Origin of the sequence: Tsuneonella sediminis (assembly GCF_051912845.1) — a bacterium.
GTDB classification, from domain to species: Bacteria; Pseudomonadota; Alphaproteobacteria; order Sphingomonadales; family Sphingomonadaceae; genus Tsuneonella; species Tsuneonella sediminis.
Map to the genome: position 1 here is coordinate 1,871,940 of NZ_JBNCBU010000001.1, position 14,709 is coordinate 1,886,648.

General features: G+C 63.4%; 12 protein-coding genes and 1 pseudogene. 6 read left to right on the forward strand and 7 right to left on the reverse strand.

All coding sequences use genetic code 11. The features are described from left to right. Positions 1 to 61: 61 nt before the first annotated feature. The gene (locus ACPV3N_RS09510) at positions 62 to 1,543 is read left to right on the forward strand and encodes a glucoamylase family protein (protein WP_440116977.1); all 1,482 of its coding nucleotides are present in this window, start codon (positions 62 to 64) and stop codon (positions 1,541 to 1,543) included. Positions 1,544 to 1,650: 107 nt separating this feature from the next. Beyond that, positions 1,651 to 2,364 (forward strand): endonuclease/exonuclease/phosphatase family protein, encoded by a 714-nt coding sequence (locus ACPV3N_RS09515; protein WP_440116979.1) that lies wholly within the window; start codon positions 1,651 to 1,653, stop codon positions 2,362 to 2,364. 12 nt (positions 2,365 to 2,376) lie between these two features. Here the strand turns inward: ACPV3N_RS09515 and ACPV3N_RS09520 are convergent, their stop codons facing one another. The 5 genes from ACPV3N_RS09520 to ACPV3N_RS09540 form a co-directional block, all read right to left on the reverse strand. Beyond that, the gene (locus ACPV3N_RS09520) at positions 2,377 to 4,545 is read right to left on the reverse strand and encodes a glycoside hydrolase family 2 protein (protein WP_440116981.1); all 2,169 of its coding nucleotides are present in this window, start codon (positions 4,543 to 4,545) and stop codon (positions 2,377 to 2,379) included. Beyond that, complete coding sequence (locus tag ACPV3N_RS09525; RefSeq protein WP_440116983.1) at positions 4,542 to 5,318, reverse strand: endonuclease/exonuclease/phosphatase family protein; 777 nt, start codon at positions 5,316 to 5,318, stop codon at positions 4,542 to 4,544. The genes ACPV3N_RS09520 and ACPV3N_RS09525 overlap by 4 nt, the downstream gene beginning before the upstream one ends. Positions 5,319 to 5,422: 104 nt before the next feature. Next, positions 5,423 to 6,175, reverse strand: coding sequence for a carboxylesterase family protein (locus ACPV3N_RS09530; protein ID WP_440116985.1), 753 nt, complete (start codon positions 6,173 to 6,175; stop codon positions 5,423 to 5,425). Between the two features lie 81 nt (positions 6,176 to 6,256). After that, positions 6,257 to 7,270: a LacI family DNA-binding transcriptional regulator gene (locus tag ACPV3N_RS09535; RefSeq protein WP_440116987.1), complete on the reverse strand. Its 1,014-nt coding sequence runs from the start codon at positions 7,268 to 7,270 to the stop codon at positions 6,257 to 6,259. Positions 7,271 to 7,334: 64 nt separating this feature from the next. Continuing rightward, positions 7,335 to 8,558, reverse strand: a complete 1,224-nt coding sequence (locus ACPV3N_RS09540) for an MFS transporter (protein ID WP_440116989.1) — start codon at positions 8,556 to 8,558, stop codon at positions 7,335 to 7,337. A 437-nt stretch (positions 8,559 to 8,995) separates the two neighbouring features. On the opposite strand from ACPV3N_RS09540, the pseudogene ACPV3N_RS09545 reads away from it, so the two are divergent. Together ACPV3N_RS09545 and ACPV3N_RS09550 are read left to right on the forward strand one after the other, a co-directional pair. After that, positions 8,996 to 9,629 (forward strand): annotated as a pseudogene (locus ACPV3N_RS09545) (tyrosine-type recombinase/integrase). Positions 9,630 to 9,865: 236 nt separating this feature from the next. Then, on the forward strand, positions 9,866 to 10,945 hold the full coding sequence (locus tag ACPV3N_RS09550; protein WP_440116991.1) for a S41 family peptidase: 1,080 nt from the start codon (positions 9,866 to 9,868) through the stop codon (positions 10,943 to 10,945). Between the two features lie 141 nt (positions 10,946 to 11,086). Here the strand turns inward: ACPV3N_RS09550 and ACPV3N_RS09555 are convergent, their stop codons facing one another. Next, positions 11,087 to 11,641, reverse strand: coding sequence for a hypothetical protein (locus ACPV3N_RS09555; protein ID WP_440116993.1), 555 nt, complete (start codon positions 11,639 to 11,641; stop codon positions 11,087 to 11,089). A gap of 529 nt (positions 11,642 to 12,170) precedes the next feature. On the opposite strand from ACPV3N_RS09555, the gene ACPV3N_RS09560 reads away from it, so the two are divergent. Further along, on the forward strand, positions 12,171 to 13,130 hold the full coding sequence (locus ACPV3N_RS09560; protein ID WP_440116995.1) for a hypothetical protein: 960 nt from the start codon (positions 12,171 to 12,173) through the stop codon (positions 13,128 to 13,130). Positions 13,131 to 13,331: 201 nt separating this feature from the next. Here the strand turns inward: ACPV3N_RS09560 and ACPV3N_RS09565 are convergent, their stop codons facing one another. Then, positions 13,332 to 13,595, reverse strand: a complete 264-nt coding sequence (locus ACPV3N_RS09565) for a DUF4242 domain-containing protein (protein WP_440116997.1) — start codon at positions 13,593 to 13,595, stop codon at positions 13,332 to 13,334. 121 nt (positions 13,596 to 13,716) lie between these two features. On the opposite strand from ACPV3N_RS09565, the gene ACPV3N_RS09570 reads away from it, so the two are divergent. Beyond that, entirely contained in the window at positions 13,717 to 14,601 is an 885-nt protein-coding gene (locus tag ACPV3N_RS09570) for a LysR family transcriptional regulator (RefSeq protein WP_440116999.1), read from the forward strand. Positions 14,602 to 14,709 lie beyond the last annotated feature (108 nt).

A 14,709-nucleotide genomic window follows, 5' to 3' on the forward strand; every position in this document is an offset into this window, starting at 1 on the left:
CGGCGCGGGTCCCGACCTCCCCGGGATCGTGCGCCGGATGGCAACACATTACAGGCAGGATATGCACAAGACCCTTCGGTTCGCACCGCTTCTGTTCCTTGCCTCGTGCACACCGCTGACGCCGCCGGAGAGCGGCGCAGCGGTTGGTGCGGGTCCTAAGACGGAGGTCTTTTCCGAAGACCTGACCCGGCGGACTTTCCGCTATTTCTGGGAAACCACCGACACCGAGCGGTGCCTTGCGCCGGACCGCTGGCCCAGCAATCCGTTCTCCTCGATCGCGGCAACCGGGTTCGCGCTGACCGCTTACGGGGTCGGCGCCGAACGCGGCTATGTTTCGCGCCCGGACGCTGCGGCGCGCACGCGCGACTGCCTCCGGTTCTACTGGACCGCACCCCAGGGGCCGCAAGCCGAAGGCGTGACGGGGCACAAGGGCTTCTTCTACCATTTCCTCAAGAACGATGATGGCACGCGCCGCGGAAACACCGAGCTTTCGACGGTCGACACCAGCCTCCTGCTCGGCGGAGTGCTTTTCGCGCAGAGCTATTTCGACCGCGACAACCCGGTCGAACGCGAAATTCGCGACCTGGCCGAGAAGATCTATCGCCGGGTCGACTGGACGTTCGTCCAGCGCGAGAACAGCACGATCCCGTCGGGCAACGGCGGCAGCGGCAAGGCGATCGCGATGGGCTGGTACCCGGAACGCGGGAACGGCGGCGACTTCGGCACGCACGACTGGGTCGGCTACAACGAAGGCATGCTGGTCTATGTCCTCGCCGCAGGATCGCCGACGCATCCCGTCGGCAAGGACGCCTGGGACACGGGCTGGGCCGCCGACCTGGAAAAGGACTGGGGCAGCTTCTACGGCTATGAACACCTCCAGTTCGAGCCCTTGTTCGGGCACCAGTACAGCCACGTCTGGGTCGACTTTCGCGGCATCCGCGATGCGTTCATGGCGCGCAAGGGCATCGACTATTTCGAAAACAGCCGCCGCGCCACCTTGAGCCAGCGCGCCTATGGCATCGACAATCCGAACGACTGGATCGGCTATTCGGGGGATCTGTGGGGCTGGACCGCGTCCGACGGTCCAACCGCAGCCGCGAACGGGCGGCGGGTGAACGGCAAGCCGCGCACGTTCATGGGGTATTCGGCCCGCGGGGCAAGCAGCCACCGCGTGGTCGACGACGGCACGATCGTGCCCACCGCGGCTGGGGGATCGGTCCCGTTCGCGCCCGAGGTGGCCATCCCCGCGCTCATGTCGATGCGGGACGCCTATGGCGATGCGCTCTACGCGCAGTACGGCTTCAAGGATGCTTTCAACCCGAGCTACACCTTTGTCGATACTGGAAGCCGGAGCGGCTCGATCGATCCGGTCAAGGGCTGGGTGGCGCACGATTATCTCGGGATCGACCAGGGACCGATCCTGGCGATGATGGAGAACCACCGAACCGGCCTGGTCTGGAACGTCATGCGCAAGAACCCGCACATCCGCCGCGGGCTCGAACGGCTCGGATTCACCGGGGGCTGGCTGGCAGAAGATCGGTGAGAGGGGATCGCTTCGCCCTTGATCGTCGTCGATTCCTGTCCGCCGCTGCGGCTGTGCCGTTGGCGTCGTGCGCAAGTGTTGCCGGCTCGCAACGCCCGAACCTCCGGGTGGCGACCTTCAACATCTGGCACGACGCGGGAAACCGGGCCGCACGGCTGCCACTCATCGTTCAGGCGCTGCGGGAGTCCGAGGCGGACGTCATCGGGCTTCAGGAGATCCTCGAAGATTCCGCCAAGGCGCTTCCCAATCAGGCAGCGACCATCGCCACCATGCTGGGTGGCTACTCGGTGCATTTCGCCGCGTCGGAGCCTCCGGGCTCGGCCAAGCGATATGGGAATGCCATTCTCTCCCGCCTGCCCGTGGTCGAGGAAGCGGCGAGGGTCCTCGAACCGGTAAGCGATCATCGAACCGCCCTGCGCACGCGCGTGTTGCTGCAGGGCCTCCCGATCGACGTGGTCGTGACGCACCTGGCGTGGCAGGCGAGCGAGGGTCCTGTGCGCGGGCGGCAGATCGCCGACATGATGGCCTGGCTCCCGCAAGACGGAGTTGCGCTGGTGATCATGGGCGATTTCAATGCCCCGCTGACGGCACCCGAGCTTTCGCTCCTCGGGCCACCCCGCTTTGCGAGCGCGCTTGCGCCCGGCGCGATCTCGACCACCCTCAACCCCGCGAAGGGGCATTCGGAGCGGGTGATCGATCATGTGTTTGCGGAGCGATGCTGCTTCGAGGCGGTGACCGCGCGAGGGATCGGCGATGGCGCGACCGATGGCGAATACCCGTCGGATCATTTCGGTGTCGCGGCGACCCTGAAAATGAACTGACGGGAAGCGGCGCTACTCCCCCCCGGCGTCGACCAAACGCCACTCCACCCTGTCGGCCACCGCGACGTCCCCGAACGTGGCGCGCGCACCGATCGCATTGATGCCCGGGCTCAGTTCGATCCCTGTCATCACGCAGACGCGGTCGATGCACGGCGCCTCGCCGAGCGGCCTGTCGTTGAGCGTGACCGCCACGCTGGGGGCGTTGCTGTAGATCTTGATTCGCGTCCCGGGCTCGGTGCGCCGATCGAAGCGGCGCGACGTGATGTGCACCACTGGTTCACCGCTCCACTGTGCCTTGTAGTAGTAGAAGGTGTCCTTCTTCACCGTGCGATCGTAGCTGACCAGGCCCTTGGTATTGATGTCGATGGCGTCGCCTTCACGCCGGATCCGGCTGGAAAAGTCGAACATGTTCCAGATCCAGCTGCCCCAGAGATATTTGCGTTTCCGGATCTGCGGCCAGCTCTGTTCGTGCCACCAGGCCTGGAATTCCTCCGGCTGGGGGCGACCGGTCACGTTGGTTGGCCGGCCTTCGGGATGATCGCTGTGCTGCGTCAACGCGCCGCCCGCGCCGTATTCGCTGACCGACAGGGGGATCGCGGGATGGCGCGCGTGCAGCAGGTCGAGATGCGGACCAAGATCGGCTGTCTTGCCGTAGTACCAGCCGAAATAGCGGTTGTAGCCCATCAGGTCGGCCTCGCCAGTGAGAACGGGCAGGTAATCGGCCTTGTCTCCAGGGGTGGCCTCGCAGCAGTCGGCCAGGACCGTCGGACGCGAGGGGTCCTCGGCGTGCGACAGCGCATTCAGTTCGCGCAGCAACGGCCGCGCGTCGGCCTGCGGCCCCAGGCGCTTGAACGCGAGGTCGATATCGACTTCGTTGCCGATCCCCCAGGTCACGATCGACGGGTGGTTGAAGTTCTGGCGGATCATCTCGGTCATCTGGACCCGCGCGTTCTCGCGCAGGGCGTCAGAGGCCGGTGCGTCTGCGAAGCTCACCTTGTTGACGAAGGGGACCTCTGCCCAGACGACCATTCCGGCGCGGTCGGCAAGGTCGAACCAGTAATCCGACTGGGGGTAATGCGCCACGCGCACACTGTTCGCGCCCATCTCCGCGATAAGCGCCATGTCCTGCTCCTCGTCGGCAGGTGACAGCGCCCATCCGTGGCCGAGGCGGTCCTGGTGGCGCGAAACGCCCCGCAATTCCAGCCGCTCGCCGTTGAGGAAGAAGCCTTCGTCGGGATCGAAGCGGGCAGTGCGTATCCCGAGCGGCTGGCGCACCGTGTCGAGAGGCGCGCCGTCTCGCATCAACGTCGCTGTCACGGCATAGAGGTGGGGATCGGAGCGACCGTCCCACAGTCGGGGGCCGGAGACCGCGAGAGTAGTTTCGACCGTCCGCTGACCTTCCGCGAGCCTGACGCTGGAACGCGCGACCGCGCGGCCATCGGCGTCGGCGATGGCGACGACCAGTTCCTGTCCCTCGCGCGCGCCGGAAAGGCGGACCACGACCGCCACCGAAGCGCTGTCACCACCTGCGACCGAAGTTGTCGCATAGAGACCCGGACCTCCGAAATCGTCGAGCGCGATATGGCTGGCAGGCACCGACACGATGCGCGCCGGGCGATAGATGCCGCCGTGAACGAAGAAATCGCCGAGCAGGGGAATGACGTCGGCGGTCGCGCTGCCGGGCCGGGGATCGCTGTTGTCCGCGCGGACGATCAGGAGGTTCGGCCCGTCGTTGTTTAGCGCATCGCCGAACTCGACGCGAAAGCGGGTGAACGCCCCTGCGTGCCGGCCCAGCGGTCGACCGTTGAGCCAGACGTCGGCGACGTTCCCCACCGCGTCGAATTCGATGTAATGCCTCTTGGCCGGATCGAGCGCACGGCCGTCGATCGTCCGCCGGTACCACCCCGTGCCCTGCCGGTTGTCGGTCACTTCGGTCCGGTCCAGCCGGTATTCGCCGAGCCGGTTCCAGGTGTGGGGCAGGCTGACCGGCTGCCACTGCGGGTCGGGCGCGGTCGAAGCCTGTTCAACCGTCCAGCCGTCCTGAAACCGGAATTGCCATCCCGCGCTCAGGTCGATCGTGTCTCGATCGGCGGCGGGCACCGGCACCGGCGTCGCAGTCATGCAGCCCGCGAGAACGAGCAGCAGCGGCAAGAGCCAAGGCCAGAGCCAAAAGCGGCTCAATTGAGCACCTTGAGATCGGCGATCACGGGGTAATGGTCCGATGGCAAGCGGCCGCCCCAGTGCTGGGTTACTGTCGCGTGACGCCGGACCGCGAAGGTGCCGGAAACGAAAATATGATCGATAGGCGCCGGGTCGTCCCGATCGATGCGAAAGGCGTTGAATGTGCCCAGGGGGCCGTAAGGGGGTGTTCGGCTGATCGCCCGCGCGTTGCGAAGTCCGCTGCGATGCGGGTCGGCAAGCGCCACGATGGCCGCCATGTCCGGGGTGGAATTGAAGTCGCCCAGCACGATCACGCGCTCGCCGGCGGCTACCTTCTCGGCAGCCCACTCGGCCAGCAGCGCCCCGCTGCGCGCCCGCGCCTCCACACCGACATGATCGAAATGGGTATTGAGAACGCGGACGGTCCGGCGGGTCCGGCGATCGCGCAGCAGGGCCCAGGACGCGATCCGGGGCAACGCGGCGTCCCATCCCTTGCCGGGAATCGCGGGGGTCGGGGAAAGCCAGAAGGTGCCGGTCTCGAGCGCCTCGAACCTTGCGCGGCGCCAGGCGACAGGCGAGAATTCGCCTTTCACGCCGCCGTCGTCGCGCCCGACGCCCGCAATTGCATAGCCGGGCAGAGCGGCTTCGAGGTCGGATTTCTGGCCGAGCAGGACTTCCTGCAAGCCCACGACGTCGGGATCCTCGTGTCGAAGGAGAGCGAACACCAGATCCCTACGCATGGGCCATGCATTCCCCCTGTCCGATGCGAGGTCGAGCCGGATGTTGTAGGTCATCGCCCGAAGGTCATCGGGGCCGGATCCCGCGCGCGAGAAACCGTGCGCGCATCCGGCAAGCCCCAGCAAAAGCACAGTCGCGAGCAAGGCCAAAGCGCGCACGTCTATTTTCCGCGTGATGCCCGGCGCTGCGACAGCAGCCAGAGATAGAGCTCAGGATCGGCATAGGCCGGATCCCACGCGTTGTGGCCCAGGTCGGGATAGATTGTCAGGCGGCTCTTGCGGCCGCCGCAGGCGCGGATCGCGCGGGCCATGGCGAAGCTTCCCTCCGGGACCACCACGTCGTCGCGGTCGCCGTGGAGCGCCCAGACCGGCAGATCCTTGAGCGCGCACGCGGTCGCCGGGTCACCCCGTCCGGCGACCGGCGCGATTGCGGCAAACCGCGAGGGTTCCATCGCGGCCCACCTCCACGTGGCATGGCCGCCGCGGCTGAGCCCGGTCAGGTATACGCGATCCTGATCGATCGGCAGCGTCGCGGTGACGCGGTCGACGATCGCATCCAGTTTCGCGACATCCCAGTCCTCGTCGGTTGGCAGGAGCGGAGAGACGAGCACGAAGGGAAAATCCGGGTCGGCGTCGGCGACCTTGGGCGGTCCGTGGACCTTCACGCGGGCGATGTCGTCCCCTCGCTCGCCCGAACCGTGCAGGAAGATCATCAAAGGCCAGCGCGTATCCTGCTCGGCTGGCGCGGATGACAGGGCTGTGGGAACGAACAGTTGATATCGATAACCGCCGTCCGCGATCGCTTCCTGGGGATGCTGGCCGGCAAGCGCCTGCTGCGCCGAAGCCGCCTGCGGAAGATTGGTGCATCCGGCTAGCAGCAGCATCGCCGCGAGAGCCTTGGCCGCCAGTCTCATCGTCTTCTCCCAATCGGCCGACTTGTTGCGTAACCGGTTACATCGCGCGGTCTGACTGGCAAGGGAAAATCATCCCGCTTTCTACTTGGCGATCGACGCGAGCGGGCCACGCGTGGATCCGCGGACCGCAAGGGTCGGGGCGATCGTCACCCCGTTGTCGCTGCCCAGTTCCTCGCCGCTCAGCATCCGCAGGACCATCAGTGCGCCAGTCGAGCCGAGTCGGGTGATGTCCGAATGGACCGTGGTGAGCTGGGGCGTGACGTAGCGCGCAAGCGGGATGTCGTCGAAACCGGCGACCAGTACGTCCTTGCCGATGACCAGCCCGGCTTCGCGCAACTCTGACATCAATTCGACCGCCATGAGATCGTTGCCGGCGAAAACGGCATCGAAGGCCATCTGCCCGGCGAGCAGGAGCCGGGCGGCCTCGCGGCCCGCATCCTCGCGGAAGTCCCCCGGCAACACTATGGGGGTCACTCGCGGCAGATGACGCGCCAGCGCATCGAGGTAGCCCCGCTTGCGCTCGGTCGCGTCCCTGTTGCTGGCTGGTCCCGCGATATGGACGATGCGGCGGGCACCCTGTGCGATCAGGTGTTCGGTTACGAGCAGTGCGCCGGCATAGTTGTCGACGGTCACGAACGGTGTGGTCGCATCTTTCGGCCGCGCATTGAGAAGGACTGTCGGGATACTGCGATGGAGCGCGTTGCCGATGGTGTCGGCGCTGGAATTGGGCGGCATGACCAGGAGGCCGTCCACCCTCCCGCGCATCGAGCGGATGGCGTTGGCCGCTTCCTCGGGGCTGCCGTGCATGTTGCCGAGCAGCATGTTCTTGCCGACGCCGTGGACGATGATGTCGATTCCCCGGATGATCTCGGAGAAGAATTCGCCGAAAAGGTCTGGCAGGATCACCCCGATCGTGTCGGTGCGCTGGCGCGTCAGGCTGCGCGCGCCCGTGTGGGGAATATAGTCGAGTTCCGCCGCAGCGGCCTCTATCCTCTCGCGGGTTTCGGGGGTGACGTTCGACAGCCCGTTCAGGGCGCGCGAGGCTGTTGCAACCGAGACCCCGGCGGCCTTCGCCACTTCGCGCATCGTTACCATGGCCGCCCCATCTCCATTCGACTAGCCGATCGGGGGCGCGACGCCAACGGGGGGCACCCGGTCCTCATGCCGGGCTCCTCGTTCCCTTTCTCGTGGTCAGCAGCGGAAGCGCGAGGAACGTCAATCCAGCGAGGACCGCGAACAGGGCCTGAAAGCCGAACACGGGGATCAGCGCCAGCGCGATTCCGGGCATGACCAGCGACGGGATCGTGTTGGTCAGATTGAACAGGCCGAGATCCCGGCCGCGGTGTTCCGGCCGCGGAAGCACGCGCAGGGTCTGGCTGGAATGAAGCGCGAGGAAGACCGCCGCTGCAATGCCGAAGGTCATGTAGCCCGCCACGCCCCAAAGGACGTTCGGGGCGAGTGACATTCCGGCAAGGCCCATGGATGCGATGGCCACTGCGACGACGAGCGGCGCCATCGGCCGTCTCGCCCGGTCCGACCATCGTCCCGCAACGATGGCAACGGGTACGGCGGCAAACAGCACGAACGCAAAGACACGCGCGACATCGTTGTCCCGCACCGTCCCATCGAACCGGGTCAGCCACATCAACAGGAAGGCGAACAGCGATGCCTCGGATATCTGGACCAGCAGACGTGCGAGCCACATTTGCCAGACGGGCACCGACGATGGATCGGGTGCCGGGCCCTCGACCGTTGCCTTGTCGCCGCCACCGGACGACCGCTGGAGATGCGGCATGGGTCGCGGCCGTCCCAAGACCAGCACGGGCAGCACCATCGCGGCCACCAGGGCGGCATTGATGACCAGTCTCACCTCGCCCGCGGCAATCAGGGGCAGCGTGATCGCGGCTCCGACCAGGGCTCCGATGCCCGGTGCAAGCGAGAGGAGGCCGCCGAGCAGTCCTTTCTGTTCGTCAGGAACGCAGTCGCCCGCCCAGGCCGCGAGCGGCGCCAGCATCATGTTGAGGGAAATCTGCCACGCCACCACCATCGCGAGCAATTGGAAGATCGTCTCGACCCCGCGCATCGACACGAGCAGCAGGCAGGACAGTACCATACCGCCGAATATCCATCCGCGCCGGTGTCCCGTGCGGTCGCTTGCCCAGCCGAAGAAGATATTGGACACGCTCGCGGCGATGGCCCCGGCAAAGGCGCTGTAGGACATCACCTGGACGGCCTGATCCCCGAACAGCTCGAGCAGTCGCGCCGGCAGGAACAGCGTCAGGAACGGGGCATATGATGCCGACCCACCGCCCACCGCAAGCGCATAAAGCGCCAGGAACCGGGTCGATTGCCGATGGCTGGGAGAGGGCTCTGGTCTTCGCATATATTTTTGGCTTCGGTCGAAGACCAATGTCGGCGCTCACGAAGTTTCGTCGTGAGGCGGCAGAGGCCAGCCTGCTGACCATCATCCCCACCTTCCCAATACGGTTGCACGCGAGGAGAAAGGAGACATGATGCGCCTTGCGGGCTACATCGCTCAGCAGCTCAGCACCAGTCTCATTCAACAGGTTTGCATGGCGCTTCCTGAATAATCAGATTTGCCAGCGCATTTTTAACTGGGCGTCGCGTCGCCTGGGTTCCTGCTCCATTGCAAGCTTTCCGCACCTCTTATCCTGAAGCAAACTGTTCGCATCCGGGCTGCACCCGGACTGTCCGCTTCTGGGTTCGCGGACGCGCAAAGCCGACAGTCAGGTATCGGCCCACTTGCCGCTTATCCGCGACCGTTCTCCTCATGGCCAATCAAGGCCGAGGAGAACGACAATGGGTCACTCAAGATTTGACCCCGCCGTCCAAGCCCGTTCAGCATAGAATGCTGGCAAGACAGTTGGCACGAAGCGACCCCTCACGCAGAAGCAGATTTTGGGCGATCCGCTTCCACCTCGATCGAGAGGGCCGACTGCGAGATAGGGCATTGTTCGATCTCGCGCTAGGCAGCAAGCTGCGCGGCTGCGACGTGTTCAGGATCAAGATTGGTGACGTCGTAGCTGGGACCGACGTCCGCACCCGGGCAATCGTCATTCAGCAAAAGACCAGTCGCCCGGTCCAGTTTGAATTGACCTCTGATCTTCGTGCAACGCTGCTTTCGTGGCTGGAGCGTCGTTGCGGTTCGACAACCGACTATCTCTTTCCAAGCAGGATTGATCACGCCGGTCACATGAGCACGCGCCAGTACGCTCGTTTGGTAGATGAGTGGGTCACAGCGATCGGCCTGCGGAAGTCCGAGTACGGGACCCACTCGCTCCGCTGGACGAAAGCCGCGATGATCTATCGCGCCACGGGCAACATCCGCGCGATCCAGATACTGTTGGGTCACACCAAGATCGATAATACCGTTCGTTATCTAAGGGTCGACGTCGAAGACGCTCTGCTGCTGGCGGAGCGCACCGAAATCTAACCTAAGCTGCGGTCGGCCGCACACTTCGGTCGACCGCTTTCAGGCTTACGACACTGCTGACGATGGACCACAATTGGGATGGGAAGCGGAACGACGATGCTCCTTTCCTTTGTCTACGGAGGATCCACTTTCGTCGATTACTGGTGTCCACGCCTTATTCGTCCCGGCAACGCCAACGGGGCTGGCGTCTAAGTCATCCGAAGCTGCGTCGGTAAAGCATTGTGCAGGAGTTCTTGATGCGCAACAAATGCATCGTCCTTCTTTCCATTATGATTCACGCGCCGGTTCAATCTGCCCAGTTTACCGGCGAAGGCGGGTCGGCTTCCAGAGAGGCCGCTGTGGTAGCCCCAGCAGCCCCCACGACTGACGTCCTCGACAAGGCCGGAAAGGCCGAGATCGTAGAAACGATGGCGCGTGCTGCGGAGCAACGTTACATAGACGCCGCCGGAGGAGCGAAGATCGCGGACAAGCTGCGACAGCGGCATTCGGCAGGCGCTTACGATGAGATCGTCAAAGCAGACGAGATGGCGAAGGCGCTTAGCCGGGATCTGCTGGAAGCGGTGCCGGACGTGCATCTGCGGGCGGTCTACGAGCCCAATCGCGCCGAGCGAGGCCAGATCCAGAGGATGGTTCCGGTCGGCGGCAGCGGCCCAGCACCGTATGCCCGAATCGACCGGCGGAGCGATGCGGAGATTGCGGCGACCAATTTCGGCTTTGGCAAAGTCGAGCGGCTCGACGGGAATGTGGGCTATCTCAAGCTCACCCGGTTGGTGCCGCTCGCCTTGTCACAAGAGGTAACTTCGGCGGCAATGGCCGCGCTGCAGGGTTCGGACGCAGCAATCATCGACCTGCGGGGCGTGCCGGGCGGTTCCCCGGACCTAGTGGCCCAAATCGTCAGCCATTTTGCGAAAGCGGAACCTGTCCGGCTGATGACGACGTACAACCGAAGCCTGGACCAGACGGAAGAACTATGGACGGTGCCCAACATCGACGGCGGTCGCCTCGCCGGTGTTCCTCTCTACATTCTGCAGGACCGGAAGACTGCCTCGGCAGCCGAAATGCTCTCGTATGTCGTACAACGTCACAAGCTCGGGACCGTCGTGGGTGAAACGAGCGCTGGCGCAGGCAATGGTGGAAACATGGTCCCGGTCGGCTCGAATATTTCCTTTTTTCTTCCCCAGTTCCGCACCGTAGATGGACCGGGGTGGGAGGGTACCGGCGTCGCTCCGGATGTCTCAACGTCTGGTGAAGAGGCTCTCAACGTCGCTCATGCTGCGGCCCGCGCTGAAATTCAGGGACGACGGCGTAAGACTTAGCGTTCGAGGCGAGGCTTTATCGGAAACAGGGTCGTTTGCCGACAGGCCGATTAGGCTAGGTCGATCGCCGAGAGCGGACGGTCCGGAAGCGGCCCAGATGTTGCCATCGCCAATTCGCAGATATCTTCAACAGGGACTAGATCATCTTTCTTGGTCATCGATCTGGGGGACATGCAGGTGCGCCAAAACCTGGCCTGATTGAACCGGGTCAATTCTGTCCGCCTGAGCTAGCGCCCACGATTTCCAGTGGGACACCTGTTCAGGAGTGAGTTCGGGCGAGTTTCCACGCGCCAGCGCCGATTCCACCCGTGCCACGAGGGCCCGTATTTCCTCAGCTTGCCGCAGCAGTTCGCCGCTCGTCCTGAGATCTGCGAGGCGCTTGCTTTCAAGTTCTGCCAAGCGCGCAAGGCGCCGCTCCTGCTCCCAGCGCAAGTGTGCCTCTTTGCGCTCGCGGGCCTCGACAAGCCCCTGCCGAAACGACGCCTCGCCCGCGACGATCGCGTCTGCTGCGATCTGGGCAAGCTGTTTCTCGAGCGGCCGAGACGGAGTATCGCTCCACGCCGCTGCCAACGGCGCGCGAAGAGAGCGATCGAGCACCAGGCACAGCGGGGTCTTCGCCGGCAGGTCGCGCGGCGGTTCGGCAGCACTAATTTCCATTTCTGCGGGGTGATCCTGGGCCGTCTGGTCGGCGTGCAATATTGCCCGTTGATGCCTGGTATCCGGAACTCGGACTGGTGGTAGAATATCACGAGCGCCAGCACTCCGAGCAGGTTGCCTTCTTCGACCGGCGGCTGACTGTCTCAGGAATGTCCCGAGGTGAGCAACGAAAGCGCCATGACGACCTGAGGCGCAAGGTTCTGCCGGTCAATGGCCTCAAGCTCGAGATCTTGGAATTCCGGGAGTTCGAGCATGATCGCGTTGGAAGGCTTTTCCGCAGGGACTGCGACCGGACTGTCGTTCAGCGACGGCTGTTGAACTATCGAGCAGGATAACCAGCCTGATTGGTGAACGCGCGGCGCTTGCGACCTGTTCTGGGCCGTGTGTGGACTGTCCGCTCTCGGCGATCGACTTAGCCGAAGCGGCCTGTGGGCTAACAACCCCAATGCGGCCGTTTATCCAGCAGCACCAATTAAACGGAGCGACGACTCCCGGTGCGTGCGGCGTTAGTCCTGAGCCGTTCAACGGATAGCCTTGATTAGTATGGCGGCGCCGATAATCAGCGAGCATGCAAAATCACCTTCGCATCCTGATCGCATCTCTACTCTTGACGGTCACGACGCCCGCACTCTCTCAGAAGTTACCGCTCACAACTCAGGAAGAGGTGGTCGGCCAAGTTCGGTTAAACATCGTCGATCTGACGCCCCGGTTCCTTGATTTTTACGCCGCTGCCAGCGAACTGCCCCCGGAACAGCGCTTCGCCGAATGGAAAAGCAGGTACGGTTTTGCTGCAATTCCGCCCACGCCTGAGGGCGACGCGATAGCCCGCGAATTGATTGATTCAGCTTGGCCCAAATACGAGAACGCACTGCCGACTATCCGAGAGGGTTATCGCGGTATGCAGCCGAAACCCGCTCAGGCGTTGGAGCGCGTTTTGCAGCTGCTTCAATCCGATGCGCCGAGCTCTTTGCAGTTCAATGTGTATGTGGGTGGGTTCGAAGGTAACGCCTTCACAGCTTTCAAGACGGACGGAACGCCAGTCGTATCGATCCCTGTCGAGATGAGCCCAGACGACCGGGCCCGCATAATGCCGCACGAGTTTACTCACGCTGTTCATGCGCAGTTAGCCTTCCTCTCACGAGGGTATGAGCGCACCTTGGCCCGGGTCATTTTCGAAGAGGGGCTTGCGATGCATGTCGCCAAGGCGGTCGGGCCGCGGGCAGCTGTCGAAGACTATATTGAGCACTCCCCGGGTTGGTTCGCTAAGGCGATGGAAAAACGTCACCCTATTCTGACCGACCTCATGCCGCACCTTTCCACGGCTGACCAAGAAACCGTCTTCAAATACACCATGGGCACCGGGTCCCAAGGGTTCGAACGTGAAGCTTATCTCGCGGGTTGGCTCGTTATTGGGCAACTCCTCGCAGACGGCTTCACGTTCGCTGAATTGGCACGCGTGCCGGAACATCGGATGCCCCAACTTGTGGAAACGACTGTAAGGAAGTTGCTGGAGGATCAGTCTTTTTAGTTCCTCGAAACGCCAAAACTTCCTTGCCGGATCAGTTAGCTTCCTACCCTTGCGACGTTCGCGACGCGATAGAAACGCACGAGGCTGGCCGGCTGGTGCGCAGCTCTGGCAGCCAAACACGGACCAGCCGCTACCGACCCCATTATGGACATCCGACTCTCATCCGCGGGATCGCTGCGATCTAGAGCGTGATCAGCACTTTTACGGGGTAAGGTCCATCGCCTGAACGACCCGGCTGTAGGGCAGACCCGCCTCATCGTTAAGCCTTTTCACTTCCTCTTCCGACGGGGCTTCGAACAGGCACATGCATCTGCCATCGTCTGGCGCGAAGGTCGTGCGGATATAGCGGATGTCGGTGCCTTCCCCGCGCATCTGCTCTGCCTTGCCTATGGCCGCACCCTGAGCGGCGGCAAGATCATCTATTGCGATCCCTTTTAGGTCGCGCTCAACCATGAAGACAGACATTGCTACTCTCCCTTGTGTTGCTGCCTCGAAGCTAAGCGCTGCGGGGATGCGAGCACAGCAGAAGATGGGCATTGTTGCATAACCACCGTTTATCAATGCGAGTCGAAGAAGAGGCCGGCAAATGGAGCTATTCCAGATTCGCTATGTCCTAGCGGCAGCCGAAGCGCTGAACTTCACCCGGGCCGCGGAACGCTGCAATGTGTCCCAGCCCGCGCTGACCAAAGCAGTCAAGAAGCTCGAGCTTGAGCTTGGCTCTGCGATCTTCACCCGCGACGGCAAGCGCATCGGTCTGAGTGAGTTTGGTCGCTCGATCCTGCCGACTCTTCGCCAGATGCAGGATCAAGCGGAGCGAGCCAGAACTATCGCGCAGGAGTATCGGCTGCTTGAAAAGGTGCCCGTGCGGCTGGGCGTGCTTGGCTCAATCGGCTCAGTTCGGATTGCGCGCTACCTCGCAGCCTTCCAGTCAGCCTTCGAATCAGTCGAGGTGGAGGTGAGCGAGGCGCCGCTGCCGCAGCTTCTGGATCGCCTTGGGGACGGCGAGTTGGACCTTGCGATCGCCAACCCTTTTGAAGGCGTTCCCGAAAGCTTTCGCGTGCACGCGCTCTACACCGAGAGATACGTTGCGGTGTTGCCGCCCGGCCATCCGCTTGGCGACTGCAATCCCATTCGCCTGAAGGATTTGTCCGGACAGCCATATGTGGACCGGCTTTCGTGCGAGATGCGCGAGATGTTCGCGGCCTTGTGCAAGGACCACGAGGTGCAGCTCTATGCACGCTTTCGTTCGGAGCGTGAAGATTGGGTCCAGGCGATGGTGCTTGCCGGGATCGGCATCGCGGTCATGCCAGAGTACTCTGTGACCGTTCCTGAACTTATTCAGCGCCCTATCGTCGAGCCGGCGATCAATCGCACTATCGCGCTGGTCAGTGTGCCCGGACGACCTTTCACCCAGTCGACTGCCGCCATGGTGAGGATGACCCAAGGCTTCAAATGGCCAGCGGAGGCCTGAGAATGCTTTATACTTGATGACGCGCCTTTGTCCGCTTCCCACCGCAAAGGCGGACATCGGGGGACTAATTAACTGACATTTCAGGAGTTTGCACTCTATGAGAGGAGC